At 64.0% G+C, this 24,722-nt stretch carries 19 protein-coding genes, 1 tRNA gene and 2 rRNA genes (1 of these 22 running past the window's edge); 8 read left to right on the forward strand and 14 right to left on the reverse strand.

What is annotated here, in order from left to right; genetic code table 11:
* Positions 1-8: 8 nt before the first annotated feature.
* From FY036_RS20675 to FY036_RS20705, 7 genes are all read right to left on the reverse strand, one after another.
* Positions 9-1,673, reverse strand: a complete 1,665-nt coding sequence (locus FY036_RS20675; RefSeq protein WP_148916651.1) for an ABC transporter ATP-binding protein — start codon at positions 1,671-1,673, stop codon at positions 9-11.
* Positions 1,673-2,497: an ABC transporter permease gene (locus FY036_RS20680; protein ID WP_148916652.1), complete on the reverse strand. Its 825-nt coding sequence runs from the start codon at positions 2,495-2,497 to the stop codon at positions 1,673-1,675. The genes FY036_RS20675 and FY036_RS20680 overlap by 1 nt, the downstream gene beginning before the upstream one ends.
* Positions 2,498-2,507: 10 nt before the next feature.
* Positions 2,508-3,467, reverse strand: coding sequence for an ABC transporter permease (locus FY036_RS20685; protein ID WP_148916653.1), 960 nt, complete (start codon positions 3,465-3,467; stop codon positions 2,508-2,510).
* Between the two features lie 14 nt (positions 3,468-3,481).
* Complete coding sequence (locus FY036_RS20690) at positions 3,482-5,068, reverse strand: ABC transporter substrate-binding protein (protein ID WP_148916654.1); 1,587 nt, start codon at positions 5,066-5,068, stop codon at positions 3,482-3,484.
* Positions 5,069-5,365: 297 nt separating this feature from the next.
* Positions 5,366-6,574, reverse strand: a complete 1,209-nt coding sequence (gene pcaF / locus FY036_RS20695) for a 3-oxoadipyl-CoA thiolase (protein ID WP_148916655.1) — start codon at positions 6,572-6,574, stop codon at positions 5,366-5,368.
* 1 nt (position 6,575) lies between these two features.
* Positions 6,576-7,247 (reverse strand): 3-oxoacid CoA-transferase subunit B, encoded by a 672-nt coding sequence (locus FY036_RS20700; RefSeq protein ID WP_148916656.1) that lies wholly within the window; start codon positions 7,245-7,247, stop codon positions 6,576-6,578.
* On the reverse strand, positions 7,247-7,963 hold the full coding sequence (locus FY036_RS20705; RefSeq protein WP_148916657.1) for a 3-oxoacid CoA-transferase subunit A: 717 nt from the start codon (positions 7,961-7,963) through the stop codon (positions 7,247-7,249). Before FY036_RS20705 ends, FY036_RS20700 begins: the two co-directional genes overlap by 1 nt.
* 97 nt (positions 7,964-8,060) lie before the next feature.
* Between FY036_RS20705 and FY036_RS20710 the strand changes: the two genes are divergently transcribed.
* The gene (locus FY036_RS20710) at positions 8,061-8,864 is read left to right on the forward strand and encodes an IclR family transcriptional regulator domain-containing protein (protein ID WP_148916658.1); all 804 of its coding nucleotides are present in this window, start codon (positions 8,061-8,063) and stop codon (positions 8,862-8,864) included.
* Between the two features lie 7 nt (positions 8,865-8,871).
* Here the strand turns inward: FY036_RS20710 and FY036_RS20715 are convergent, their stop codons facing one another.
* The 4 genes from FY036_RS20715 to FY036_RS20730 form a co-directional block, all read right to left on the reverse strand.
* The gene (locus FY036_RS20715) at positions 8,872-9,105 is read right to left on the reverse strand and encodes a hypothetical protein (protein ID WP_148916659.1); all 234 of its coding nucleotides are present in this window, start codon (positions 9,103-9,105) and stop codon (positions 8,872-8,874) included.
* 113 nt (positions 9,106-9,218) lie between these two features.
* Positions 9,219-10,529: a xylose isomerase gene (xylA, locus tag FY036_RS20720; protein ID WP_148916660.1), complete on the reverse strand. Its 1,311-nt coding sequence runs from the start codon at positions 10,527-10,529 to the stop codon at positions 9,219-9,221.
* Complete coding sequence (xylB, locus tag FY036_RS20725) at positions 10,526-11,980, reverse strand: xylulokinase (RefSeq protein WP_148916723.1); 1,455 nt, start codon at positions 11,978-11,980, stop codon at positions 10,526-10,528. The genes xylA and xylB overlap by 4 nt, the downstream gene beginning before the upstream one ends.
* A gap of 87 nt (positions 11,981-12,067) precedes the next feature.
* Positions 12,068-13,405: a tetratricopeptide repeat protein gene (locus FY036_RS20730; RefSeq protein WP_148916661.1), complete on the reverse strand. Its 1,338-nt coding sequence runs from the start codon at positions 13,403-13,405 to the stop codon at positions 12,068-12,070.
* A 140-nt stretch (positions 13,406-13,545) separates the two neighbouring features.
* Between FY036_RS20730 and FY036_RS20735 the strand changes: the two genes are divergently transcribed.
* From FY036_RS20735 to FY036_RS20765, 7 genes are all read left to right on the forward strand, one after another.
* A complete protein-coding gene (locus FY036_RS20735; RefSeq protein ID WP_148916662.1) occupies positions 13,546-14,067 on the forward strand; it encodes a hypothetical protein in 522 nt (173 codons plus the stop codon).
* A 219-nt stretch (positions 14,068-14,286) separates the two neighbouring features.
* The gene (locus tag FY036_RS20740) at positions 14,287-15,498 is read left to right on the forward strand and encodes a helix-turn-helix transcriptional regulator (RefSeq protein WP_148916663.1); all 1,212 of its coding nucleotides are present in this window, start codon (positions 14,287-14,289) and stop codon (positions 15,496-15,498) included.
* Between the two features lie 23 nt (positions 15,499-15,521).
* Positions 15,522-17,678 (forward strand): S8 family peptidase, encoded by a 2,157-nt coding sequence (locus tag FY036_RS20745; RefSeq protein WP_148916664.1) that lies wholly within the window; start codon positions 15,522-15,524, stop codon positions 17,676-17,678.
* Positions 17,679-17,695: 17 nt separating this feature from the next.
* A complete protein-coding gene (locus tag FY036_RS20750) occupies positions 17,696-18,877 on the forward strand; it encodes a trypsin-like serine peptidase (RefSeq protein WP_148916665.1) in 1,182 nt (393 codons plus the stop codon).
* Positions 18,849-20,831, forward strand: coding sequence for a di-heme-cytochrome C peroxidase (locus tag FY036_RS20755; RefSeq protein WP_148916666.1), 1,983 nt, complete (start codon positions 18,849-18,851; stop codon positions 20,829-20,831). Before FY036_RS20750 ends, FY036_RS20755 begins: the two co-directional genes overlap by 29 nt.
* Positions 20,832-20,966: 135 nt before the next feature.
* The gene (locus FY036_RS20760; protein WP_148916667.1) at positions 20,967-21,389 is read left to right on the forward strand and encodes a hypothetical protein; all 423 of its coding nucleotides are present in this window, start codon (positions 20,967-20,969) and stop codon (positions 21,387-21,389) included.
* Between the two features lie 20 nt (positions 21,390-21,409).
* Complete coding sequence (locus tag FY036_RS20765) at positions 21,410-23,233, forward strand: M4 family metallopeptidase (protein WP_201744820.1); 1,824 nt, start codon at positions 21,410-21,412, stop codon at positions 23,231-23,233.
* A gap of 158 nt (positions 23,234-23,391) precedes the next feature.
* Here the strand turns inward: FY036_RS20765 and FY036_RS20770 are convergent.
* From FY036_RS20770 to FY036_RS20780, 3 genes are all read right to left on the reverse strand, one after another.
* Positions 23,392-23,468: transfer RNA gene (locus tag FY036_RS20770), tRNA-Met, on the reverse strand.
* A 125-nt stretch (positions 23,469-23,593) separates the two neighbouring features.
* Positions 23,594-23,708 (reverse strand): 5S ribosomal RNA (gene rrf, locus FY036_RS20775).
* Between the two features lie 73 nt (positions 23,709-23,781).
* Positions 23,782-24,722 (reverse strand): 23S ribosomal RNA (locus tag FY036_RS20780); it runs 1,859 nt beyond the window's last position.

Below are 24,722 nucleotides of genomic sequence, written 5' to 3' on the forward strand. Positions count from 1 at the left end.
CGCTTTAATCAATTCCCAGCGCTTTCCATGCGCCGTCCGGCGATCGCTTTTTCCAGCCAGCCGATCTCCATCTCGGGAACCGACGAGAGCAGAAGTTCGGTATAGGCGTCGAAGGGCGGCGCCAGCACCTGGCTCTTCGGTCCGTAGCGCACCACCTCGCCGCGATACATGACGGCGATGGAATCGGCGATCGACTTCACCGTGGCGAGGTCGTGGGTGATGAAGAGGTAGGCCACGTCCTCCTCCGCCTGCAGGTCGAGCAGCAGCCGCAATATGCCGTGCGCTACCAACGGATCGAGCGCGCTCGTCACCTCGTCGCAGATGATGAGCTTCGGCTTGGCCGCCAGCGCCCGCGCGATGCAGACGCGCTGCTTCTGCCCGCCGGACAACTCGGCCGGGTAGCGGTCGGCGAAGCCCTTGCCCATCTCGATCTTGTCGAGCAGTTCGGCCACGCGCGCGTCGCGCTCCCGCCCGCGCATGTTGAAGTAGAACTCCAGCGGACGGCCGATGATCGTCGCCACCGTCTGGCGCGGGTTCATGGCGACGTCGGCCATCTGATAGATCATCTGCAACTCGCGCAGATCCTCGCGCTTGCGGTCGCGCAAGGCATTCGACAATTTGCGCCCGGCAAAGGTTATCGACCCCTCGCTCGGCGGCAGAAGACCGGTGATGGCGCGCGCAAGCGTGGATTTCCCCGAGCCGGATTCGCCCACCACGGCGAGCGTCTGGCCGGGGAAGATGTCGACCGACACGTCCTTCAGCACCTTGACCGAGCCACCATAGGACGCCGTCACGTTCTTGACCGACAGGACCGGGCTCACGCCCGGCGCCTTCTCCTGATGTTCGATCTCGTGAACCGAAACGAGCTGGTTGGTGTATTCCTGCCGCGGTTCCTTGATAATCTGACGCGTGCCGCCCCATTCGACCAGCCGGCCATGGCGCAGCACCATGATCTCGTCGGCCACCTGCGCCACGACGGCGAGATCGTGGGTGATGTAGAGCGCGGCGACGCCGGTATCGCGGATCGCATCCTTGATCGCGGCAAGCACGTCGATCTGGGTCGTGACGTCAAGCGCGGTCGTCGGCTCGTCGAAGACGATCAGGTCGGGCTCCGAACACAGTGCCATCGCCGTCATCACGCGCTGGAGCTGGCCGCCCGAGACCTGATGCGGATAGCGGTTGCCGATATTGTCGGGGTCCGGCAGGCTCAGCTTGCGAAACAGCGCCTTGGCGCGCTTCTCGGCCTCCGCGCGCGTGGCGGTGCCATGCTCCAGCGTTGCCTCGACCACCTGGTCCATGAGCTTGTGTGCCGGGTTGAAGGCCGCCGCCGCAGACTGCGCGACATAGCAGACCTCGCGCCCGCGTATCTTGCGGATGCCGCCCTTGCCGGCCTTCAGGATGTCGCGTCCGTTGAGCACGACTTCACCACCGGTGATGCGCACGCCGCCGCGACCGTAGGCCATGGACGACAGCCCGATGGTGGACTTGCCCGCACCCGACTCCCCGATCAGACCGAGCACCTTGCCGCGCTCCAGCGTGAGCGAGACGCCATGCACGATGGTCACGTCGCGGGGGTCTTCGCCCGGCGGGAACACCGTCGCCTCGATCTTGAGGTCACGGATTTCCAGCAGCTTGCCGTCATGCGTGGGCTTTTGCTTTGGCTTTCTTGCCATCAACCACGCCCTCCCTTGAGGCTCGTCGTGCGGTTCAGCACCCAGTCGGCCACGAGGTTGACCGATATCGCCAGTGCGGCGATTGCCGCGGCCGGTATGAGCGCTGCGGGAATGCCGAACACGATGCCTTCCTTGTTCTCCTTGACCATGCCGCCCCAGTCGGCTTCCGGCGGCTGAACCCCGAGGCCGAGGAACGAAAGCGCCGAAAGAAACAGCACCGCATAGATGAAGCGCAGGCCGAGTTCGGAGACGAGCGGCGACAACGCGTTGGGCAGGATTTCACGGAAGATGATCCAGCCCATGCCCTCGCCACGCAACTTGGCCGCCTCGACGTAGTCCATGACGTTGATGTCGACGGCAACCGCGCGCGACAGGCGATAGACGCGCGTCGAATCCAGTATGCCCATCACGAGTATCAGGGTTACGATCGTCGTAGGCAGAACCGACAGCACGACCAGGCCGAAGATCAGCGTCGGGATCGCCATCAGCAGATCGACGAAGCGCGACATGATCGTGTCGAACCAGCCGCCGAGCACGGCGGCTGCAAAGCCCAGGATGGAGCCGAGCGAAAACGACAGCGCGGTCGCCATCGCTGCGATGAACACGGTGGTGCGCGCGCCGTAGATCATTCGCGAGAGCAGGTCGCGGCCCAGATTGTCTGTGCCGAGCCAGTATTGCGAGGACATCGGCTCCCACACCCCGCCGACGATCTGCGCCTTGCCGTAGGGCGCGATCCACGGCGCGAAGATGGCGCAGAACAGGAACAGTGCGGTGAAGAACAGGCCGATCCAGGCGCTGATCGTGATGCTTTTGAGATTGAACATGCCGCCGCTCCTACTTCGGGTGCCGCAGGCGCGGATTGGCGAGAATGGCGGCGATGTCTGCGATCATGTTCAGCGTGATGTAGACGGCCGCGAAGATCAGGCCCACGGCCTGCACCACCGGCACGTCGCGCTTTGTGACGTGATCGACCAGATACTGCCCCATGCCCGGATAGACGAAGATCACCTCGACCACGACGACACCGACGACGAGGAAGGCGAGGTTGAGCATCACCACGTTGACGATCGGGGCGATGGCGTTCGGGAAGGCGTGGCGGCGGATGATGTCGAACTGGGAAAGCCCCTTCAACTCCGCCGTCTCGACATAGGCCGACTGCATGACGTTGAGGATCGCCGCGCGCGTCATGCGCATCATGTGCGCCAGCACCACCAGCGTCAGCGCGGTCGCCGGTAGCGCGATAGCCCTCATTCGCTCGATGAACGGCATGCCGTCATAGACCGTCGAGATGCCGGGAAACCATTGCAGCTTCACCGCGAAGAAGAATACCAGAAGGTAGCCGATGAAGAATTCCGGCAGCGAGGTCGAGGCCAGTGCGAAGCCGGAAATCGACTTGTCTATCACGCCATTGCGGTACCGCACGGCCAGAAGGCCGAGCAGGATCGCCAGCGGCACGGAGACGATCGCAGCCCAGAATGCGAGGAACAGCGTGTTCCAGAGCCGCCCGCCGATTGCGGTTGCGATGTCCTGCCTGCTGGTCAGCGCCGTGCCCAGGTCGCCGGTCAGCACGCCGCCGAGCCACTGGAAGTAGCGCACGATGGCGGGCTCGTTGAGCCCCAGCTCGGCACGCAAATTGGCGAGCGCTTCCGGCGTCGCCGACTGCCCGAGGATGGACTGGGCGACGTCGCCGGGAAGGATCTGCGTGCCCACGAAGATAAGCACGGAGACGGCGAAGAGGAGCAGAACGCCCAGCGCGATGCGCTGGGCGATCAGCCGCAAGATCGGCGATCCCATTTTTCGTGATCCGCCTAGGAGATCAGCCAGCACCGGGACAGCGCGTAGCCGCCCGACATCTCCTGATTTCCGTCATCGACCCAGCCGCCGACCTTGTCGGAGGTTGCGTCGATGAAGTCGTTGAACATCGGGACGATGACGCCGCCCTCGTTGCTCACCATCACGTTCATGTCGCGATAGATCGCCTTGCGCTTCGCCTCGTCGAGTTCCGAGCGCGCCGCAAACAGCATCTTGTCGAAGTCGTCGCGGAAGAAGCGCGTGTCGTTCCAGTCTGCCGACGACAGGTAGGCGGTGGTGAACATCTGGTCCTGCGTCGGCCGCCCGCCCCAGTAGGATGCGGAGAATGGCTGCACGTTCCAGACTTCCGACCAGTAGCCGTCGCCCGGCTCGCGGCGGATGTCGAGCGTGATGCCGGCGGCAGCCGCGCTCTGCTGGTAGAGCTGTGCCGCATCGACCGCGCCGGGGAACGCCACGTCGGACGTGCGCAGAAGGATCGGGCCGCTATGACCGGACTTCTCGAAATGGAACTTCGCCTTGTCCGGGTCGTAGGTGCGCTGCTCGAGATCGTCCGAGAACAGCGGATAGGACGAGTTGATCGGGGTGTCGTTGCCGACAGAGCCGTAGCCGTGAAGGATCTTCTCGACCATCTCCTCGCGGTTGATGGCGTATTTAAGCGCCATGCGCAGGTCGTTGTTGTCGAACGGCGCGGTGTTGCAGTGGGCGATGAAGACGTAGTGCCCCTTGCCCGCGATGTTGCGGATCGTCACGCCCGGCACGCGGCCGATCATGCTCACGATGCGGGGTTCGACGCGGTTGATCATATGCACCTGCCCGCCCTGGAGAGCGGAGGTACGGGCCGTCGCGTCGTTGATGACGATGATCTCGATCTGGTCGGCAAAGCCACGGTCGTCGCGCCAGTAATTGGCGAACTTCTCGCCGACATGGCGCACGCCCGGCTCGTTGACCGCAACCTTGTAAGGTCCGGTGCCGACGCCCTCGGTCGGGTTGTCCTTGCCGCCGTTCGGCTGGATCATCAGATGGTAGTCGTCGAGCATGTAGGGGAGGTCGGCATTGCCCTCGGCAAGCGTGATGATCACCTCGTTCCCGCTGGCGCGAACATCGGAGACGCCGCGCATGATGCCGAGCGCGCCAGACTGGGAGTTTTCGTCGGAGTGACGCTCCAGCGTGGCGACCACGTCTTCCGCCGTCACCGTCTTGCCGTTGTGGAACTCCACCCCCTGGCGGATCTTGAACGTCCACTCCTTGGCGTCGTCCGACGCGCCCCACTCTTCTGCGATGCAGGGCTGCACGGTACCGTCTGGTGCGAGTTGGACGAGCTGCTCGCCCCATTGGCGGCCGAACTTGTAGGGAACCTGGCTCTGCCACGATGCGGGGTCGAGGCTGTTGGTGGATTCGCCACCCTGCATGCCGGCCTTGAGGATACCGCCGCGAACCGGCCCCTGCGCCAGTGCGGCGCTGGAAAGCAGCGTGTTCGCGAATGCCGAGCTTACGCCCAGCGCGGCGGCGCGCCCCAGAAAGGCGCGCCTGCTCAGTTTGCCCGCAGCGACTTTCCTGCTCAAGTAATCGAGTTCGTTTGACATCTAAATTCCTAGCTCCTCTGGGGTCGTCGGTTCTGATGTCCAGGCATCATTCACGTGCCCAGCTTTCGTCATAATGAAGCGAGCCAAGACATCCGACAAGACAGTCTGCGACATTACTTGGCGCAATTGATCTTGCGCCGCTGCCACAATGATGAGGTGAGCGCCGAACGAATCGGCGACGCCCGTTGGATCGCGCGGAAAGGTTGTCCGGGTCAACCTCGAGAAACCAGAAGATGTGCAAAAGGGCGACCGCGCTATGCGGCCGCCCCTTTGTTTTGCTTCGACAAAATGCCGATGTCAGACGCGTTCGAGCACCACCGCGATGCCCTGGCCGACGCCGATGCACATGGTCGCCAGCGCCAGCTTGCCACCGCGCTCGGCAAGCTCCAGCGCCGCCGTGCCGGAGATGCGCGCGCCTGACATGCCGAGCGGATGGCCGAGCGCGATCGCGCCGCCGTTCGGGTTCACGTGCGCCGCATCCTCGGCGATGCCCAGTTCGCGCAGCACGGCGATGCCTTGCGAGGCAAAGGCCTCGTTGAGTTCGATCACGTCGAAATCCGAAGGCGAGAGGCCAAGTCGCGCGCACAGCTTCTTCGTCGCCGGCGCCGGTCCGATGCCCATGATGCGCGGTTCGACGCCGGCAGCCGCGCCGCCGACAAAGCGCGCGATCGGCGTGAGGCCATATTTCTTAACCGCTGCCTCCGAGGCGACGATCAGCGCCGCAGCACCATCATTGACGCCGGATGCGTTGCCGGCGGTCACCGTGCCGCCCTCCTTCCTGAAGGGCGTGCCCAGCTTCGCCAGCGTCTCGACGGTCGTGCCCGCGCGGGGATGCTCGTCCTTGTCGACCACGATCGGATCGCCCTTGCGCTGGGGTATAGTCACCGCGACGATCTCCTTCGCGAGCCTACCGTTCTGCTGCGCGGCGACCGCCTTTTCCTGGCTGCGGACCGCAAACGCGTCCTGGTCCTGGCGGGACACGCCGAACTGCTCGGCCACGTTCTCGCCCGTCTCGGGCATGGAATCGATGCCGTACTGCTTCTTCATCAGCGGGTTGACGAAGCGCCAGCCGATAGTCGTGTCGTAGATTTCGGCATTGCGCGAAAAGGCGGTGTCCGCCTTCGGCATGACGAAGGGCGCGCGGCTCATCGATTCCACGCCGCCGGCGATCATGATCTCCGCCTCGCCTGCCTTGATCGCACGGGCGCAGATCGTCAGCGCGTCCATGCCGGAGCCGCACAGCCGGTTGACGGTGGAGCCCGGAACCGCCTGCGGCAGCCCTGCCAGCAGCAGCGCCATGCGCGCGACGTTGCGGTTGTCCTCGCCGGCCTGGTTGGCGCAGCCATAGACGACGTCTTCTATGGCTTCCCAGTCGATGCCGGCATTGCGCTCCATCAGCGCCTTCAGCGGCACCGCGCCCAGATCGTCGGCCCGGACGGATGACAGCGAACCACCGAAACGGCCGATCGGGGTGCGGACATAATCACAGATATAGGCTTCGGCCATTTCAAACCTCCGGTACGATGAGATCGCCGATAGTGCCTTCGACGACGAGTTCTGCGCCGGTGACCGCCTGAAGCTCCGCCAGGCTCATGGCCGGCAGCTTCTCGCGCAGCACGAAGCGCTGGTTGACGATATCGATGACGGCGAGGCTGGTATAGACCGTGGTCACGCAGCCGACACCCGTCAGCGGCAGGCGACACTCCTTCAGGAGCTTCGGCTCGCCCTTCTTGGTGACATGGTCGGTCACGACCCAGATCTGCTTGGCACCGTGCACGAGGTCCATCGCGCCGCCGACGGCCGGAACCGAGCCCGGCCCGGTACTCCAGTTGGCGATGTCGCCGTTCTCGGCGATTTCGTAAGCGCCCAGCACCGCGATATCCAGATGTCCGCCGCGCACCATGGCGAACGAATCCGCGTGGTGGAAGAACGACGCGCCGTCATTGAGCGTCACCGCCTTCTTGCCGGCATTGATGAGATCCCAGTCCTCCTCGCCGGCAGGCGGGGCCTCGCCGAAATCGAGAATGCCGTTTTCGGTGTGATAGATCACCTCGCGTCCGTCGGGCTTGAACTTGGCAATCATTTCGGGAAAGCCGATGCCGAGATTGACGTAGGCACCGTCGGGAAGGTCCTGCGCGGCACGCCATGCGATCTGCGCGTTGGTCAGCTTGCTGGTCATCACTTCGCTCCTTCGCGCAACAGGGCTTCTTCCTGCTTCGGGTCCGGGATCTCCACGATCCGGTTCACGAAGATGCCGGGCGTAATCACCTGCTCGGGGTCGATCTCGCCCGGCTCCACGATCCGCCCTGCCTGCACGATGGTCGTCTTCGCGGCAGTGGCCATCAGCGGCGAGAAATTGCGCGCCGCCTTGCGGTAGGTCAGGTTGCCCTTGCGGTCCGCGACCTCTGCCTTGATGAGCGCCACGTCGGCCTTCAGCCAGCGCTCCTGCACGTAATGCTTGCCGTCGAACTCGGCGATCGGCTTGCCGTCCGCTACCTGCGTGCCGTAGCTCGATGGAGTGTAGAAGGCCGGGATGCCGGCACCCCCGGCGCGGATGCGCTCGGCCAGCGTGCCCTGCGGCACCAGTTCCAGCTCGATCTCGCCGGCCAGATATGCGTCGGTGAACGCCTTCGGGTCCGACGAGCGGGGAAACGAGCAAACCATTTTGGCGACCATGCCGGCATAGATCATCGCCGCGATGCCGATCGCGCCATTGCCGGCATTGTTGTTGATGACGGTCAGCCTGCCCGGCGAACCCGTCTTCTTGTAGCGCTCGACAAGCGCGTGGATCAGCTCGATCGGTGCGCCGGCGCCGCCGAACCCGCCGATCATGACGGCCATGCCGTCTTCTATTCCGGCCAGGGCCTCATCGAAATTCGGGCAAATCTTGTTCATGGGCGATTATGACTCCCGTGCAGCCTGACAACAGCGCCAAGTCAAGCCTATAAAGTTCGTATTGCGAACATAAGTTCTTTATGCGATACACGCATAGATGACACAGGATCGCGAGTCAATCGAGGATGGCCCGGCGCACGAGACCGCGCGCGACCATGTAGGCTCGTTCGCGCGCGGGCTGGCGGTGATGGAGATCCTCGCCGCCCACCCTGCGGGGCTCACGCTGAGCGAGATGGCGGCACTGGCGGGGCTCACCCGCGCCGGCGCACGCCGTTTCCTCCTCACGCTCACGACAAGCGGCTACGCCGTACAGGACGGGCGGAAGTTCCTCCTGTCGCCGAAGCTCATCTCGGTCGCGCGCACATGGCTTTCCGGCTCGTCGCTCTGGGCCTTCGCCGAGCCGCACATGCGGGCCGTCTCGCAGAAGCTCAACGAATCCTGCTCCGCCGCCATCCTCGCCGATGAAGACGTGGTCTACGTCGCGCGGGTCGCCGGCCGGCGCATCGTGTCGGTCGGGCTCCATGTCGGAACCCGCCTGCCCGCCTACTGCACATCGATGGGAAGGGTTCTTCTGTCGGATCTTTCGCCGGCCGAACTCGACGCTTTTCTGGCCCGGGCGACGATCCGCGCGAACACGCCCAAGACCGTCACCGACAGAACCGGCATCGCGGCGCTCATCCGCAAGGCGGCGCTTGACGGCTATGCAGCCGTCGACGAGGAACTCGAGATCGGCCTGCGCTCCATCGCCGTCCCGATCCGCGACCGGTCGGGCAGGATCGTGGCTGCCGTCAACGTCTCAACGCAGTCGGCGCGCTTTTCCGTATCCGGGATGGAACGGGAAATCCTGCCGCATCTGCAAGAGGCGGCCGCAGCGATCGAGGACTATTTCGTCGTTCAGTAAACATCGCTCAGGCAGCCTCCTGTCCGCGGTGATCGGCGCCGAGCGCATCGCGCATCTTACGCGCCAGCGCAGCCTGGAATGCCCTGCCCGTCGTGTCCGGCCCTTCTGCGTTGGCCGCTTCGTCGGCAAGCACCAGCAGCGCGTCCAGAAACGAGCTTTCGGACGGCGCAAGCAGCGCCTCGACGACAGCGTCATCGCGGGCGGGCGGGTTGGGCAAATCAGTGCGTTCCATGGCGCGCAAGATACAGCGCCGGCCATGACGGAACGAAGACACGAGGGAGGCGATACGGCGGCGGTACGGGGACATTTATTCCCCGAACCGCCGCAATGGTAAACGCGGCTTCCCGCGCCGGGTCAGACGTAGCGGTTGACCACGTTTTCCAGATATTCCTGACGCCCCGAGCGCGGCTGCGGCTCGATACCCTCCGCAAGCGCGCGATCTGCGATCTCCTCCAGCGAGCGCTTGCCCGAAAGCATCGCCTGCGCCTCGACGCTTTCCCAGCCGGCGTAGCGCTCGTCGAGGGGTCCGGACAGCGCCTTGTCCTCGATCATCTTCGCTGCAGCCTTCAGCCCGCGCGCGCAGCAGTCGATGCCGCCTATGTGCGCGATCAGCAAATCCTCAGGGTCGAGCGACTGGCGGCGCAGCTTGGCGTCGAAATTGGTGCCGCCGGTGGTAAAGCCGCCCGCGCGCAGAACCTCGTAATAGGCCAGCGCCATTTCCGGCACGTTGTTGGGGAACTGGTCGGTGTCCCAGCCGGACTGGTAGTCGTTCCGGTTCATGTCGATCGAGCCGAAGATGCCGAGCGCGCTCGCCAGCGCCAGTTCGTGCTCGAAGGTGTGGCCGGCGAGAATGGCGTGGCCCTGCTCGATGTTGACCTTGACCTCCTTCTCGAGGCCGAAATCCTTGAGGAAGCCGTAGACGGTCGCAACGTCGTAGTCGTACTGGTGCTTGGTGGGCTCCTGCGGCTTGGGCTCGATCAGGATCGTGCCCTTGAAGCCGATCTTCTTCGCATACTCCACCACCATCGACAGGAAGCGCCCGGCCTGCTCGCGCTCACGCTTCATGTCGGTATTGAGCAGCGTCTCGTAGCCCTCGCGCCCGCCCCACAGCACATAGTTCTCGCCGCCGAGGCGTTTGGTGACGTCGATGCAGCTCTTCACCGTCGCTGCGGCATAGGCGAACACGTCCGGGTCCGGATTGGTCGCCGCACCCGCCATGTAGCGGCGGTGGGAGAATAGGTTCGCCGTGCCCCAAAGCAGCTTGACGCCGGTTTCTTCCTGCTTGCGCGCGAAAACGTCGGCAATCTCGTCCAGCCGTGAGATGCTTTCTCTTAACGTGTCGCCTTCGGGCCGCACGTCGGCATCGTGGAAGCAGTAATAGGGCGTGCCCAGCGTGGTGAACATCTCGAAAGCCACGTCGGCCTTCAGCCGCGCCAGTTCCATCGTGTCCCCGAACCAGGGCCTCTGGAAGGTCTGGCCGCCGAAGGGGTCGCCGCCCGGCCATGCGAAGGAATGCCAGTAGGCGATGGCGAACCGCAGATGGTCCTCCAGTCGCTTGCCCATCACGACCTCGTCCGGGTCGTAGTGGCGGTAGGCCAGCGGATTGGCCGAGTTCGGGCCTTCGTAGCGGATCGGCTTTGTGTCGCCGAAGAAGCCGGTGCTCACGATGAAACTCCTCTGATCGCAGGGTAGAGAGCGCGATAGCGCTGGTATGCCTCGCCATAGGCGGCGGAAAGCCCGGCATCGGGCTCTATGGTTTCCGAGGTCGCCGGCGGCGTGAAGATCGCCATGGGATCGGCCTTCTCCGCAGCGACGAGGCCGAGCCTTGCCGCGCCGAATGCAGCGCCGAAATCGCCGTCGGCGGGGATGTTTACGGGAATGCCGAGCGCCGTGGCGATGGCCCTGAGCCAGTAGCGCGAGCGCGACCCGCCACCGATTGCGGTGACGGCCGTCAACTCCGTTCCGGCCGCGCGCAGCGCCTCCAGATTGTCGCGCAGCGCGAAGGCAACACCTTCCAGAACGGCCTGCGTCAGCGCCACGCGATCCGACTGGTGCGCCAGGCCGATGAGGGCGCCGCGTATCACGGCATCGTTGTGTGGGGTCCGCTCGCCGGACAGGTAGGGCAGGAAGGTGACGCTGCCCGGCGCGCGAAGCGCCTCGCCCAGTTCGCTGGTCAGCGCCTGCGCGTCCGCGCCGGTTACCCCGGATAGCCAGTTGAGCGAGTCTGTCGCAGAAAGGATCACGCCCATCTGGTGCCAGGCATTGGGCAGAGCATGGCAGAATGTGTGCACCGCGCTCTCGGGATTGGGCAGATAGCTGTCGTTGGCGGCAAAGAGCACGCCCGACGTGCCCAGCGAAACGAAGGCCTGCCCTGGCCGCACGGTGCCCATGCCGCAGGCGGATGCCGCATTATCGCCCGCGCCTCCGGCAACCACGACCTTGCCGCCCATGCCCCACCGCGCAGCCAGTTCCGCCTTCAGCGTTCCCGCCGGTTCGGTGCCTTCCACCAGCGCCGGCATATGGCTTTCGTCGAGCCCGGTTGCGGCAAGCAGTTCGGGCGACCATTTGCGCGTAGCCACGTCGAGCCACGAGGTGCCCGCCGCATCCGACATCTCGGAAAAGAACTCGCCCGTGAGCCAGAGCCGCAGATAGTCCTTCGGCAGCAGCACCTTCGCCACGCGCTTGAAAATGTCGGGTTCGTTCTCCTTCACCCACGCCACCTTGGGCGCGGTGAATCCCGGAAACACGATGTTCCCGGTGATGGCGCGAAAGCGCGGATCGGCATCGAGCGCGGCGGCCTGCCGGTAGCTGCGGGTGTCGTTCCAGAGCATGCAGGGCCGCAGCACGGCTCCCTCGGCGTCGAGCAGCGTCGCACCATGCATCTGGCCCGAAAGTCCGATGCCCTTTACCGCCGCAAGCTCTGCAGGGTGCGACTGCTTCAGCGCGGTTACCGCCGCTTGCGTCGCCTCGATCCAGTGTGCGGGGTTCTGCTCGGACCAGCCGTCATGCGGGCGCGATACGTCGAGTTCACCGTTGGCCGAAGCCACCGGGTTCTGATCCGCGTCGATCAGCAATGCCTTGACGCCGGACGTGCCGAGGTCGAGCCCGAGATACATGGAACGGTCCTCCCGAGCGGACTTCTCCATGGTCCGCCGCCAAGGCACCATAGCGCGGAATCGAATTATTTCGCAATCCGCAAAAAATCAGATCCGCGCGGTCCCGATATCCGCGAGCCCTGCCCGGGAGGCAAACAGATGCGACAGCGGACTTTCGGGCCTCGCATCGCGCCGCTCGCCGGTTAGTGCGGCCGCAAGGGCGGCATGGCCGGCGCGCAGGGCCGCCTCGATCAGGGTCAGGTCGATCACGTCGCGCTGGGCGTGGCTGCCACCGAAGCGGTGGGCGATGCCGCGTATCGGCTTCAGCAACCGCACCGTCTCCGCGTAGTTGCCATCGCCGAACGCGAAGATGGCGCGCGTCACCGGCTGGCCGACATCACGGGTGAAGGCCGCATTATCGCCCTCTCCGGCAATCGCCTCGTCTTGCGCCGCGAGCAGCCGGCGCGCCAGATCGGGCCGGTTCGCACCCACGAAGGCCATCATCGCATGGGCGTCGTTGAAGGCGTAGTTTGCGGCATCGGCGTGTGGCGCCCAGTTTTCCGCGAGCGCGTTCCAGCGGCCGCCGACATCGACACCGCCCAGATGCAACCGCCACAGCAGCGCGGATGCATCCACCATGTTCAGCGCGATGTTCGATCGGTCGCCGAATATCGGCCCGTCGTAGAGGGCCAGCACCTCGTCCACCTCGCCAAGCTCGAGATGATACAGCGCGAGGTGCCACCAGTTGTGAACCTGCAGGAAGCTTTCGCGCGTCCAGTTGTCGGTGTTGGCGCGCATCCACGCGATGCCGTCGCGCTGGCGGCACTGCATCTCCATGACGTGCGCGACCGCGTGTTGGGCCCAGCCGTCGCGCGGCTCCAGTTCGACCGCGCGTCGCCCCTGCGCTTCCGCTTTCACATACTCCGCCATTTCCTCCAGCCCGAAGGCGTGCATCCCGAGGATGGCGTGGAAGCCCGGCATCGTATCATCCCATGCCGGAAGCGCCCGCGCGATGCGGTCACGCAGCATGCGCGCATTGCCGGTGAAGAAATCGATCTGGTGCCCGGCCTGGAGCGCCAGCGCATCGCGGGGATGGTCTATCGTCAAATCTTCGAGGATGGCTCCCGCGCGATGCCAGTTGCCCGCCGCCAGCGCGCCCAGCGCCGCGACATGGCGTTGCTCGCGCTCGGTTGCCGGCAGGCCGGATGCGGCATCAAAACATGCCTTCGTCACCGACTGGGCCGCGCGCTCGGTCGAAAGCCCGTAGAGGTAGCCTTTCAGCACATGGGCCATCACGAATGACGGCTGGGCTGCAATCGCCCTGTCCAGCGCCCCGACAGGGTCGCCAACGAAACACTGAAGACCGCGCAGCGCCTCATGATAGAGGCCGAGGCTCGTCGGCTCGGCACCGCTGACGAGAAGATCGAGGCTGTCGTGAAGGCGCAAAGGAGATGCTCCGGTTCGCTCGATCCACAATAATCCCATCGCGCGCCGGATAGAAGACGATTTTAACGGTCTGCAAAACGGCATTTTCATGCCGCCTGCACTATCCCCTTGTTCTGGCGATACAAACAGGGGGAGCCAAGATGAAGTCGAGCACCATGAAAGTCGCGGCCGCGATGCTTGCAGCCGGCGTTCAGGCGGCATCGGCCGACACGATCGTCACGGTCGCGGGTCAGAAATCCGGCACCGGCATCGGCAACAGCGTTGCCGTACAGATCGTCGATCTCGATACGCTCGACGGCGCGCCCTACGACCACAACGGCTCGGTCATGATCGTGGATGCGCAAAAGGGCATCATCGCCTACGCCCGACCGAAAGCCTCCATCGCCAAGACGGTCAAGCCGGGAACCGTCCTGTTCAAGGGGCAGCCCTGGGACTCGTCCAGAACGGACGACGCCATCATCCGCGGCGAAGCCTACGTGTTCCGCGCGGGATGCGAGGCGGCCGGCTACGAGGTGCGCGGCATGTATCACTTCGCTTACGGCTTCGCACAGTTCACGCTGGAGGGCATGGCGCCGGTGCGAGCACGCGGTTCATGCGACATCACGGGGCACGACATGACGTCGTCCAACAGCAAGCTGACATTCGACGGCACGTGGGATTGAATGGGCTCGAGCCGCGAGCATCAAGTGCGCTGGCCCTGCCCCATCTTGCCCTGAACTTGGCCACTGCTGCGAGGGAAGACTTAGGCAACGGAAAGTTGCACTGAAAAGCTTGAAATTGCATGCACTTCCCGTGTTTCGAGAACGCAGGCACAACCCAACACTTCTGTTCTTCACAATAGGAGTTTGCTAGAATTCCACAATCGCAGGTAGGATACTGCCATGCAGGATTCTCGCGACATAAATGCGATAATATTGTCGATCTACGACGCCGCGCTGGAGCCGGCGCGGTGGCCTGCAATACTTGATCGTATCGCCGAGCTGGCCGATGCGAGGGGCGCCTTCATATTCGACATCGACACGTCGCATGACGCCAAACCGCGCGTCTGCGCGACCTATCACACCACGAACTACGAGAGCTCCCTGATCGAGGCGTATCTGCGCGCGCATAACGAGCAGGAACTGAAGGATCAGGCGACCTTCGCCGCTTCCTCGCGCGAAGGCGACAATGTCGAGCTGGTGCCCGATACGGTGCTCGCACCATCCCGCGAAGAGATGATGCAGCGCGCCAACGCCCAGACCATGGCGAGCTACGGCATCCACTACCGCGCGGGCGCGCTGCTCAACAAGGACCACTATTATTCTGACCGGTTCGCGGTGCAGTTCTCGAAGCGGGCCGGCCCGGCCACCGGCGAGCGTCTGCACCTGCTTCACACCTTCATGCCGCACATCGCCAAGGCGCTGAACATCGGGCGTCATACGAGCCGCCTTTTCAACGTGCGCCGCGCGATGCTCGACGTGCTGGATTTGCTGCGCATCGGCATATGCATCGTGACCTCGGCTGGCGAGGTCGTCATGACAAACCGGGAGTTCGATCGCCAGCTGGATGAAGTCGGCGCATTCCGCGTCGACCACACCAAGCGGCTGGTCGCCAGCAACGAGACGGTGCGCAAGCAGCTCGCGACGCTCTATGCCAGCGCCAGCAACCACGGCAAGTTCGGCGCGCGCCCACGCAAGGAAGCCATCCTTCACCCGCTCGAGGAAGAAGGCATGGGGCTCTGCATCGAGGTGTCGCCTCTGTTCATGCCCGAGATGCTGGGCGACCGCGGCTTCAAGGGCTTCGCCCTGTTCAGCCTCGACGCCAGCCAGTCCTACAACATCGACACGAGCTTCCTCGCCCAGGCCTTCTCGTTGACCAGATCGGAAGAAGCCATCCTGTCGATGCTGGCCGAGGGGCTGACCAACGCACAGATATCCGAGCGCCGCGACCGCTCGCTTGAAACGGTGAGCAGCCAGGTGAAGACGCTGCTCGCCAAGACCATGTCGCACAACCGCACGCAGCTCATCAGGCTAGCGACGGAATTCAATCCCCGCATCTTCATAGACCCCAACATCCCCCATTCGGGGGATGAGGAGAAATTGCCGTTGAAGTAGACATCGGACGGGAGGACCCGGAAATGTCCGGTTTTCGAATGATGCTCAAGTATACCGGCCTCGTAGCGATGGCTCTGTCGTCGGCAGGCGGCGCGGCCGCGCAGGAAGCGACGGTCACCCCCCAGGGCAACGACCAGTTCCTCTGGCGCTCGGAAGTCCTCAACCGCGACGACGTTCAGGCAGACCTCGCCCGGCTTTACGTGACCCTTCACGAGAACGGCGCGCTCGAAACGCAGCATGTCGCCATCCAGAAGGGCGAGACGCCCACCGACGTCATGATCCGCAGCGGCGTCTGGCCCCATTGGCTCAAGAACCGCATGCCGCTCAGCGTCGATGCCATGCTGTGCGACCTCAACCCGGACATATGCCGGACGGCCAAGGGCGCGAACGACTGGACCCGCGCGTGGCCCGGCCGTGAGATCAACCTGCCCGACGTTTCGCTCAAGCTATCCTACGATGTCGGCGTGCGCAGCACCGGCGAGCTGGCTGCCGGCAAGTCCGACATCGAGATCGTCGAAACCCCCGACCTTTCGGCCCTGTGGTGTCGGGGGACCGGGCCCGACCACGAGCTGTGCCAGGGCAACGACATCGTCGGTGGTTGGACCGAGGAAACGCCTGCGATCTTCCAGTATATCTACGACGAGAGCGTGGACGTGGACCAGTTCGCCAAGGTGGCAAGCCCTACCGCGCTGCGCGATCTCGGTGCCGAGGCATCGCCGGTGAAGATGGTCGCCATTCCCGTCGTCGAAGCGACGGTGGAGACCCGCAACGCGTCTCAGGGCGAGTTCTCGCGCGTCATAAACAACCTGTCCGACAAGGTGCTGGTCGACCAGAAGCTGCAACTGCAATCGTTCTACGAAAGCAACGTCGCGCTCCTGCGCCGCATGGGTTTCGTCGATGCCGACGGCAAGCCGGTACAGCCCTACAAGGAAGGCGAGAGCCTGTCTCCGCTGCGGGTCGCGCACATCGACGCGTCCGCCGAATTGACCCACTGCGCCTTCGGCCGGGGCATAAGCTTCAAGCGCTGGAACTTCGACACGAGGGCGTTCGAGGATGTGGCTCGCCCCGACAGCATGTCGGCGTCCGCTGCACCTCACACCACCAACGATGCGGCTCCTGCCTGCGGAGGGCTCAATCGCACGCCCCTCGCCGAGAAGAGCCACGGCACCCACACGCTCGGGTTGCTGGTCGATCTTCTGACGCTGGGCGGCTCACTTCCGCCCCCGCCCGGAACCACCGAGCCGCCGATCACGATCTACCACATACCGATCGGCCTCACGCAGGCTAACCAGATCGGCCTCGAGGCGCTTGACCGCGCGTTGAAGCTGCTGCCGTGGTGGGACATCAAGGTCGTCAACATGAGCATCACGTGGAACAAGGCTGACACGCGGCTCATGGAAGACACCATCGCCAGACTGCCCAACACCATCTTCGTAGCCGCCGCCGGCAACCATGACGAGACCACGGGCTGCAGCATCAGCCCCGCCTGCATCGAGAGCAAGAACGTCATATCGGTGATCGGCCTCGACCTCGATGAACAGGACCATCTCAAGATTCTCAAGCACAGCAACCACGGCTCGCGTTATCACGACATCGGCGCGATCGGCGCCAATGTGGTCTCGTCTGTCGATGGCGGCATGATCGGACCTCTTTCTGGAACCTCCCAGGCTGCACCTCTGGTGTCGGCCGCAATTGGCCACCTGATCCGGCGGGGTACGACCGGGATCGACGATATCTACCAGCGGATCATGACGACGGCGGTTCTCGACAGCACGCTGCTCGAAGCCTCGAAGGCGACCATGATCGACATGAGGCGGGCGATGGATTTCGACGTCGACTTCGTCGAACTGAGCGACGGCTGCAAGATGCGCGGCACGTTCGGGCAGTTCCTTACGCCTGGCGATATCGTTGCGACCGAGGTCGGATCGGGTGGCCGCTTTTATCTGAACGGGGGAGATTTGCGCCGCGTGTTCTACAACGAACGCCGGGACTGGCACCTGCTCATGCATGTGCGCGGACGCGATTTCCTGCGCCGTGCCTACCAGATCGAGCCCGACCACCTGCAGCGCGAGTTTCAGTTCGACCCCACGACGGTGGAGAACTGCGGCAACCGGCAGGCGGGCTTCGTGACGAGGGTCAGGCTATCGGATGTCCGCGACATGATGCTGGCATCGCGCTGAGAGCAAGGAGTGGGACAATGCGCCTTCTCGCCGCCATCTGCTTTACCATCGCCTCGCTCTGCGCTGCCTCCGCGCAGGACGATCCGCCGGCGCTGTCCGTGCCGCATACCGAGGGCGTGGTGGAGGAAGTCGCCATCAGCTTCCCTCCCCCGCCGGAAGAGAGCGGCGGTCGTCCCACCGGTCCCGCGATGTGGGCGCAGTCCATCATGCGCCCCGGCGCCACCCTCATCCAGCTTCGCCTGTCGGACATCAGTTTCGAACCGGACGAGTTCTTCGAGATCGAGCTGGTCGATCAGAACGGCACCGTCGTCCAGAAGCTGACGGCAGAGACGCTGGCCGATGTCGACGCGCTGTGGACCAACATCGGCTGGGGTCAGTCTCTCGGCATTTCCGTATACGGCAATCGCGGCGGCACGCTCGGCTTCACCATCGACGCCGTCAGCTATGACCGGCGCGGGCCGGTGCTGGAATCGATCATCGGGCAGGACGACCGACAGCATATCCATCTGTATCAGGGAGCCCTGCTCCCCGTGGTCGACCGCGTGCAAGGCGCCGTCGCCAAGCTTTCCTTCATCCGCACCGAGGGCGGCAGGCAGTTCCGCGAGGTCTGCACCGGCTTTCTGATCCGCGACGACACGCTGGTCACAAACGAGCATTGCGTTGCCGATCAGGCGACCTGCTTCACCACCAAGATCCTCTTCGGATATGCCTACAACAGCATCGGCCAGACACCGGGACTGGAGCAGTATGATTGCCTCGCCGTCGCCGCGGTTAGCGACCCGCTGGACATCGCGGTCCTCAAGGTCGCAGGCAGGCCGGGACAGCGCTGGGGCACGCTGAGCCTCGCCGCTCAGGACGTGCTGGCAGACCAGCATCTGTTCGTTCTCCAGCACCCCCTTGGCGAAGCCAAGCAGATTTCGGAAGTCGGCTGCTCGGTTTTCGAGCCCGTCTCTCCGGGCCGGCAGACGGCCAGCGACTTCGCGCATCTGTGCGACACGCTCGGCGGATCGTCCGGCTCCCCCGTCTTCAACGTCGCGGGCGAGGTGACGGGCCTGCATCACTGGGGCAAGGCCTTCGGCGGCCGCTACGGCAACGCCAACCGTGCGGTGCGCATCGGCCTCATAAACGCATTTCTGGCGGAACACATAACCGACGAGGGGGAGCAGGCATATGAAGGGCAGAAGCCGGTGGATCAGTAACTGGTCGGGGGCGGCGGTCTTCGCGTTCGCCTTCCTCGGGGGAGGTACGGGCGACGGGAAGATCGGAACGGCGGCGCAGGCGCAGGACGTCTGCGCCGCCGGCCTCGTCTGTCTCGACCAAGGCTGGAGCGATGCCGACAGGATGGCGTGGTACACCACCACGCAGGGTTCGCGCCTTCTGCCGCTCGACTGGGCGCTGGCGCTCGAGGAGGCAGAGCGCGAGAACCCGTTCTTCTCCGAAGAGAACATACGCGCGCTGGGCTACCTGCCAGCCCCCGTCAGCACCCTCAATCCCCACGGCCTGCCCATCGGTTTCGTCGTCGACAAGGAAGAGTCGAGCCGTGCCGACATCATGTGCGAGACGTTTCCCGAAACCTGCAACGGCTTCGTGATGCGCAAGCCGTGGCTCGGCATGACGTGTTCGGCCTGCCACACCAACGAGATCGAGTATGAAGGCACGCGCATCCGCGTCGAAGGCGCGCCGGCGCTCGCCGACTTCCAGTCCTTTCTGGAACGCATTCTCGCCGCGCTCGAAGCCACCGCGGCCGAAGATGACAGGTTCGACCGTTTCGCACGCTCCGTGCTGGGCGCAAATCTCTCCGTGCCCACGCGCCTTGCCCTGCGTGCGCAGCTTGCCGAACAGATCGCCTGGCAGCAGCGGCTGATCGACGCCAACCACACCGAACTGCGCTACGGCTATGGCCGCCTCGACGCGCAGGGTCACATCCTCAACAAGGTCGCGGCCGTAGGCGGCGGCGCCCCCTATGAAGGCGGCGTGGTCTCCGATGCCCCGGCCAGCTATCCACACATCTGGAATACCGCCCAGCAGGACAAGATCCAGTGGAACGGGATTGCGCGAAACATCCTCTCCATCCCGATCTTCAACAAGAACACCGACATCGGCGCGCTGGTGCGCAACACGTCGGAAGTGATCGGCGTCTTCGCTCACATCGAGATCAGCCCGCGCTGGATGTCGGGCCTGCTCGGATACCGCTCGAGCCTGCGCGCCGAGAAGATGATCGACCTCGAGCAGCAGCTCGCACGCCTCAAGTCTCCCCGCTGGCCGGAAGAGGTCCTGCCCGAGATCGACTGGGCCAAGGCCGAGCGCGGGCGCGCCCATTTCGAGGTTCATTGCGCCAGCTGCCATACGGATCTGGCATGGGATGACCTCGTCACGCCGATCAAGGTGCAGATGCAGCCCATCATAGATGGCGGTACGGACATCTTCCTCGCCTGCAACACATTCGTGCACCGCGCCAATGCGGGCAAATACGAAGGTCGCAGGCCTTTCATGCTCAAGGGGCCTAAGATCGAGGCCGAGGACTTCACCCGCGACATGCTGACGAATGCCGCCGTCGGCGCGGTCATCGGCCGGGCAGACGAGCTGGCCGGAAGCCTGTTCGATGACATCTTCCGCCGCGCCGGTGCGCCCGAGCGCGTCGAGCGAAGCGACGGCTTCGACTACCTGCCGGGCGTCACCGATCCGGCAAAGAAGGAACTGGCGCAGGCCTGCCTGACCTCGCGCGATGCGAAGCTGCCGGGTGAGGAAACCATCCTTGCCTACAAGTCACGCCCGCTCAACGGCATCTGGGCGACCGCACCCTATCTGCACAACGGCTCCGTGCCGACGCTCTACGATCTTCTGCTGCCCGCGCCTCTGCGAGTGTCGGTGCCTGAGGGCGATGTGCTGCCGGCACCCGGCGCGGGCGACCGGCCAGCCTCATTCCATGTCGGCAGCCGGATCTTCGACCCTGCCAGGGTCGGCTTCGCAACCCAACCCTCGCAGCTCCTGGTGCGCAGCGATGGCGAGATTGTCGAAACCTTCGAGTTCAGGGTCTACGAGCCCGGCGGCGCGCCGATCCCCGGCAACTTCAACTCCGGCCACGAATACGGCACGCAGGGCCTGAGCGACCCGCAGCGCTGGGAACTCGTCGAGTATCTCAAGACGCTTTGACGCCCGGCGGCCCTGCTGCGTCGTCGCGAAAATATCGGCCGCCTCGTCCCCTGATCGGGTGAGGTGGCGGCCGGGAAAAGGTGGTTTTCTCTTCATCGGGCACGGGTGGTTGTTCGATCCTGAAGGGAGATCGCCATGAAGAAGATGCTTTCCCGATCCGCACTCCATGCTGGACTTCTGCTTTGCGCCTGCGCCGCGCTGCCTGCTTCGGCGCAGGATTCCGCGCCACCGGCAGACATGCCGCCCGAGATCGCCGAGATGTTCGCCGATGCGGCTGGAGAGGGCGCGACCGTCACCGTCGCCGAATCCGAGCAGCCGCAGGATCCGGGTGCGGCGATCGGCGCCGATCTCGTCGGCAGCCGCTATCTCTACACGACGCTTCGCGTCACCACGAGCAGCTCCAACCGCGGCTGCGGCGTCAGCGACTGGAACTGCATGACCCGCCTGTGCAAGGCAGACCTCGGCCAGAGCGCATGGCGCGGCTGGGCCGGCTGCTGGCGCGATGGCAACAATTTCATCTGCTACTTCGAGTGCGGCCAGTCCCGCACCGCCTTCTAGCTGCGGTCAAGGAGGAAGACATGCGCATCACGACACTCAGGACCCTGCTTGCGGGCGCCGTAGCGGCGATCGCATGCCAGGCGGGCGCGGCCGAAATCCGCGACGTGGCGGCATTGATCGCCAACGTCGAAAGCATTCAGGAATCCGGAGGCACGCCGGAATCGCTGGGCGCCAGCACGGCCAGCGCGATAGGTCTGGACGAGGCGAGCAACCTCGACGTGCTGACGGTTCGCGACCTGCCCGACGATCTGGGCCGCGTCGTACGCTTTCAGCAGACGCTCAACGGCATTCCGGTATGGAACCAGCAGGTTCTGGTCGAGCAGGACGCGAGCGGCCAGACCATCAACCTGCAGGGCACGGCCGTGTTCGACATCGCGCCGGCGGAAAGCGGCGCGGCCGACCCGGCCCTCAGCCCTGAAGAAGCGCTGGAGCGCGCCAGGGAAGCGATCACGCGCGAGAACGTCCGCGCGCCGATCTCGCCCGAAGAAAGCGGCGGCGCGCTTGCGCCATTCGAGAACGAGGAGGCGCAGCTCGTCTATTTCGTCGATGGCGAGAACAGCCTGCACCTGTCCTACGCCACCAGCTTCTTCACCACCGTCATCGACAGCGGCGGGGGCATCAAGCCGACGCGCCCGGTCCTCATCATCGATGCACAGACCGGCGAGACGCTGGATCACTACGAAAACATCCAGTTCATCGAAAGCGGCACCGGGCCCGGCGGCAACACCAAGGTCGGTTCGTACCAGTGGGGTACCGGCGTGCCGCCGAAATACGAGGTGGAGGAACAGGGCGCGGATTGCCGGATGGACAGCACCATCCTCAAGACCGAGGATCTCAACCACGGTGTTTCCGGTTCAGGCGCGCCTTATCAGTTCACCTGCCACGAAAACCTGCACAAGCAGATCAACGGCGCATCCTCGCCGCTCAACGACGCGCAGGGCTACGGCAAGGTCGTCTTCGACATGTTTGACGCCTGGTACAACACCAGCCCGCTGACCAACAAGCTGCATATGCGGGTGCACTATTCCAGCAACTACGAAAACGCGTTCTGGAACGGCCAGCAGATGACGTTCGGCGACGGCGCGACGCGTTTCCATCCGCTCGTTAGCCTCGACGTGAGTGCGCATGAGGTCGCCCACGGCTTCACCGAGCAGAACTCCGGCCTCGTCTACCGCGACGAATCGGGCGGCATGAACGAGGCCTTCTCCGACATGGCCGGCGAGGCGGCGGAATTCTACTTCGCCCAAACCTACGGCCAGCTGTTCTCCAACCGCACGATGCCGGACCTCAACACCGGCGCCGACATCTTCAAGGGTGCCGACCAGTCCCTGCGCTACATGTGCGATCCGCCGCGCGACGGCCGCTCCATCGGCCATTTGCGGGACTATCGCGCAGGCATGGACGTCCACTATTCTAGCGGCATCTACAACAAGGCGTTCTGCATCCTGTCGAAGCGACCCGGCTGGGACGTGAAGAAGGCGTTCGACATCTTCGTCTTCGCCAACCAGAACTACTGGGTGCCCAACGAGACCTTCACCGCCGGCGCGCGCAAGGTTCTGGATGCCACGCGGCGGCTGCAATATGCCGAGGGCGACGTGATCCAAGCCTTCCGCGAGGTCGGCATCGAGCTGGCCCCGCCGAAACGCTATCTCTACACAACGCTGCGCGTCATCACGAGCGGAGCGAATCGCGGCTGCGCCGTCAATGACTGGAACTGCATGACCCGCCTGTGCAAGGCCGACCTGGCCGACCAGAGCGCATGGCGAGGCTGGGCAGGCTGCTGGCGCGACGGCAGCAACTACATCTGCAACTTCGAATGCGGTCAGACTCGTAACTTTTACTGATCGCTTCCGCGAATGCGGGCCGACCCTGCCCGGCCCGCATTCGCATTTTTTCAAGACGACGTGGCTCACAGCCACCGCCGTCAGCGCCTCGCCTGAACCTGCCGGCCCCATAAACGAAAAAAACCCCGCCAAACCGAGAGGTTTGCGGGGCTTGATCTTGGTTGCGGGGGCAGGATTTGAACCTGCGACCTTCAGGTTATGAGCCTGACGAGCTACCGGGCTGCTCCACCCCGCGCCATGCGGACGTAAGCAGAAGCTTACGAAACTGGGTTCCGGAAATGACAAAGGCCGCCGAGCGGCCCATGACCGCTCCAGAAGAGCGGCAAACGTAAAGAGAAGCTGGAAACATGCACTTTGCAGACCTGGCAGCGACCTACTCTCCCGCGTCTTGAGACGAAGTACCATCAGCGCTGGAGCGTTTCACGGCCGAGTTCGGAATGGGATCGGGTGCAGCCGCTCCGCCATAACCACCAGGTCGGCAAAGTGCATGTTCAATTCGAGAAGCTGTGCTTTGTGCTGTCCCATCAAAATGGGCATGAGCAATGCGAACAATCAAGCCGATCGAGTTATTAGTACCGGTAAGCTTCACACATTACTGTGCTTCCACACCCGGCCTATCAACGTGGTCGTCTACCACGACTCTCAGGGAATACTCGTTTTCAGGTCGGTTTCCCGCTTAGATGCCTTCAGCGGTTATCCGTTCCGTATATAGCTACCCTGCTATGCGGCTGGCGCCACAACAGGTCCACCAGAGATACGTCCATCCCGGTCCTCTCGTACTAGGGACAGATCCTGTCAATATTCCTACACCCACGGCAGATAGGGACCGAACTGTCTCACGACGTTCTGAACCCAACTCACGTACCGCTTTAAATGGCGAACAGCCATACCCTTGGGACCTGCTCCAGCCCCAGGATGCGATGAGTCGACATCGAGGTGCCAAACAACCCCGTCGATATGGACTCTTGGGGGTCATCAGCCTGTTATCCCCGGCGTACCTTTTATCCGTTGAGCGATGGCCCTTCCACGCGGGACCACCGGATCACTATGACCGACTTTCGTCTCTGCTCGACTTGTCAGTCTCGCAGTCAGGCAGGCTTATGCCATTGCACTCAGCGAACGATTTCCGACCGTTCTGAGCCCACCATCGCGCGCCTCCGTTACTCTTTAGGAGGCGACCGCCCCAGTCAAACTACCCACCATACACTGTCCCGGATCCGGATAACGGACCGCGGTTAGACATCCATGTAGATAAGGGTGGTATTTCAAGGGTGACTCCACCCGAGCTGGCGCCCGGGCTTCAAAGTCTACCACCTATCCTACACATGCCGACACGAATGCCAGTGTAAAGCTATAGTAAAGGTGCACGGGGTCTTTCCGTCTAACCGCAGGAACCCCGCATCTTCACGGGGAATTCAATTTCACTGAGTCTCTGCTGGAGACAGCGGGGAAGTCGTTACGCCATTCGTGCAGGTCGGAACTTACCCGA

Source organism: Neoaquamicrobium microcysteis (genome assembly GCF_008180155.1).
Classification (GTDB): Bacteria; Pseudomonadota; Alphaproteobacteria; order Rhizobiales; family Rhizobiaceae; genus Aerobium; species Aerobium microcysteis.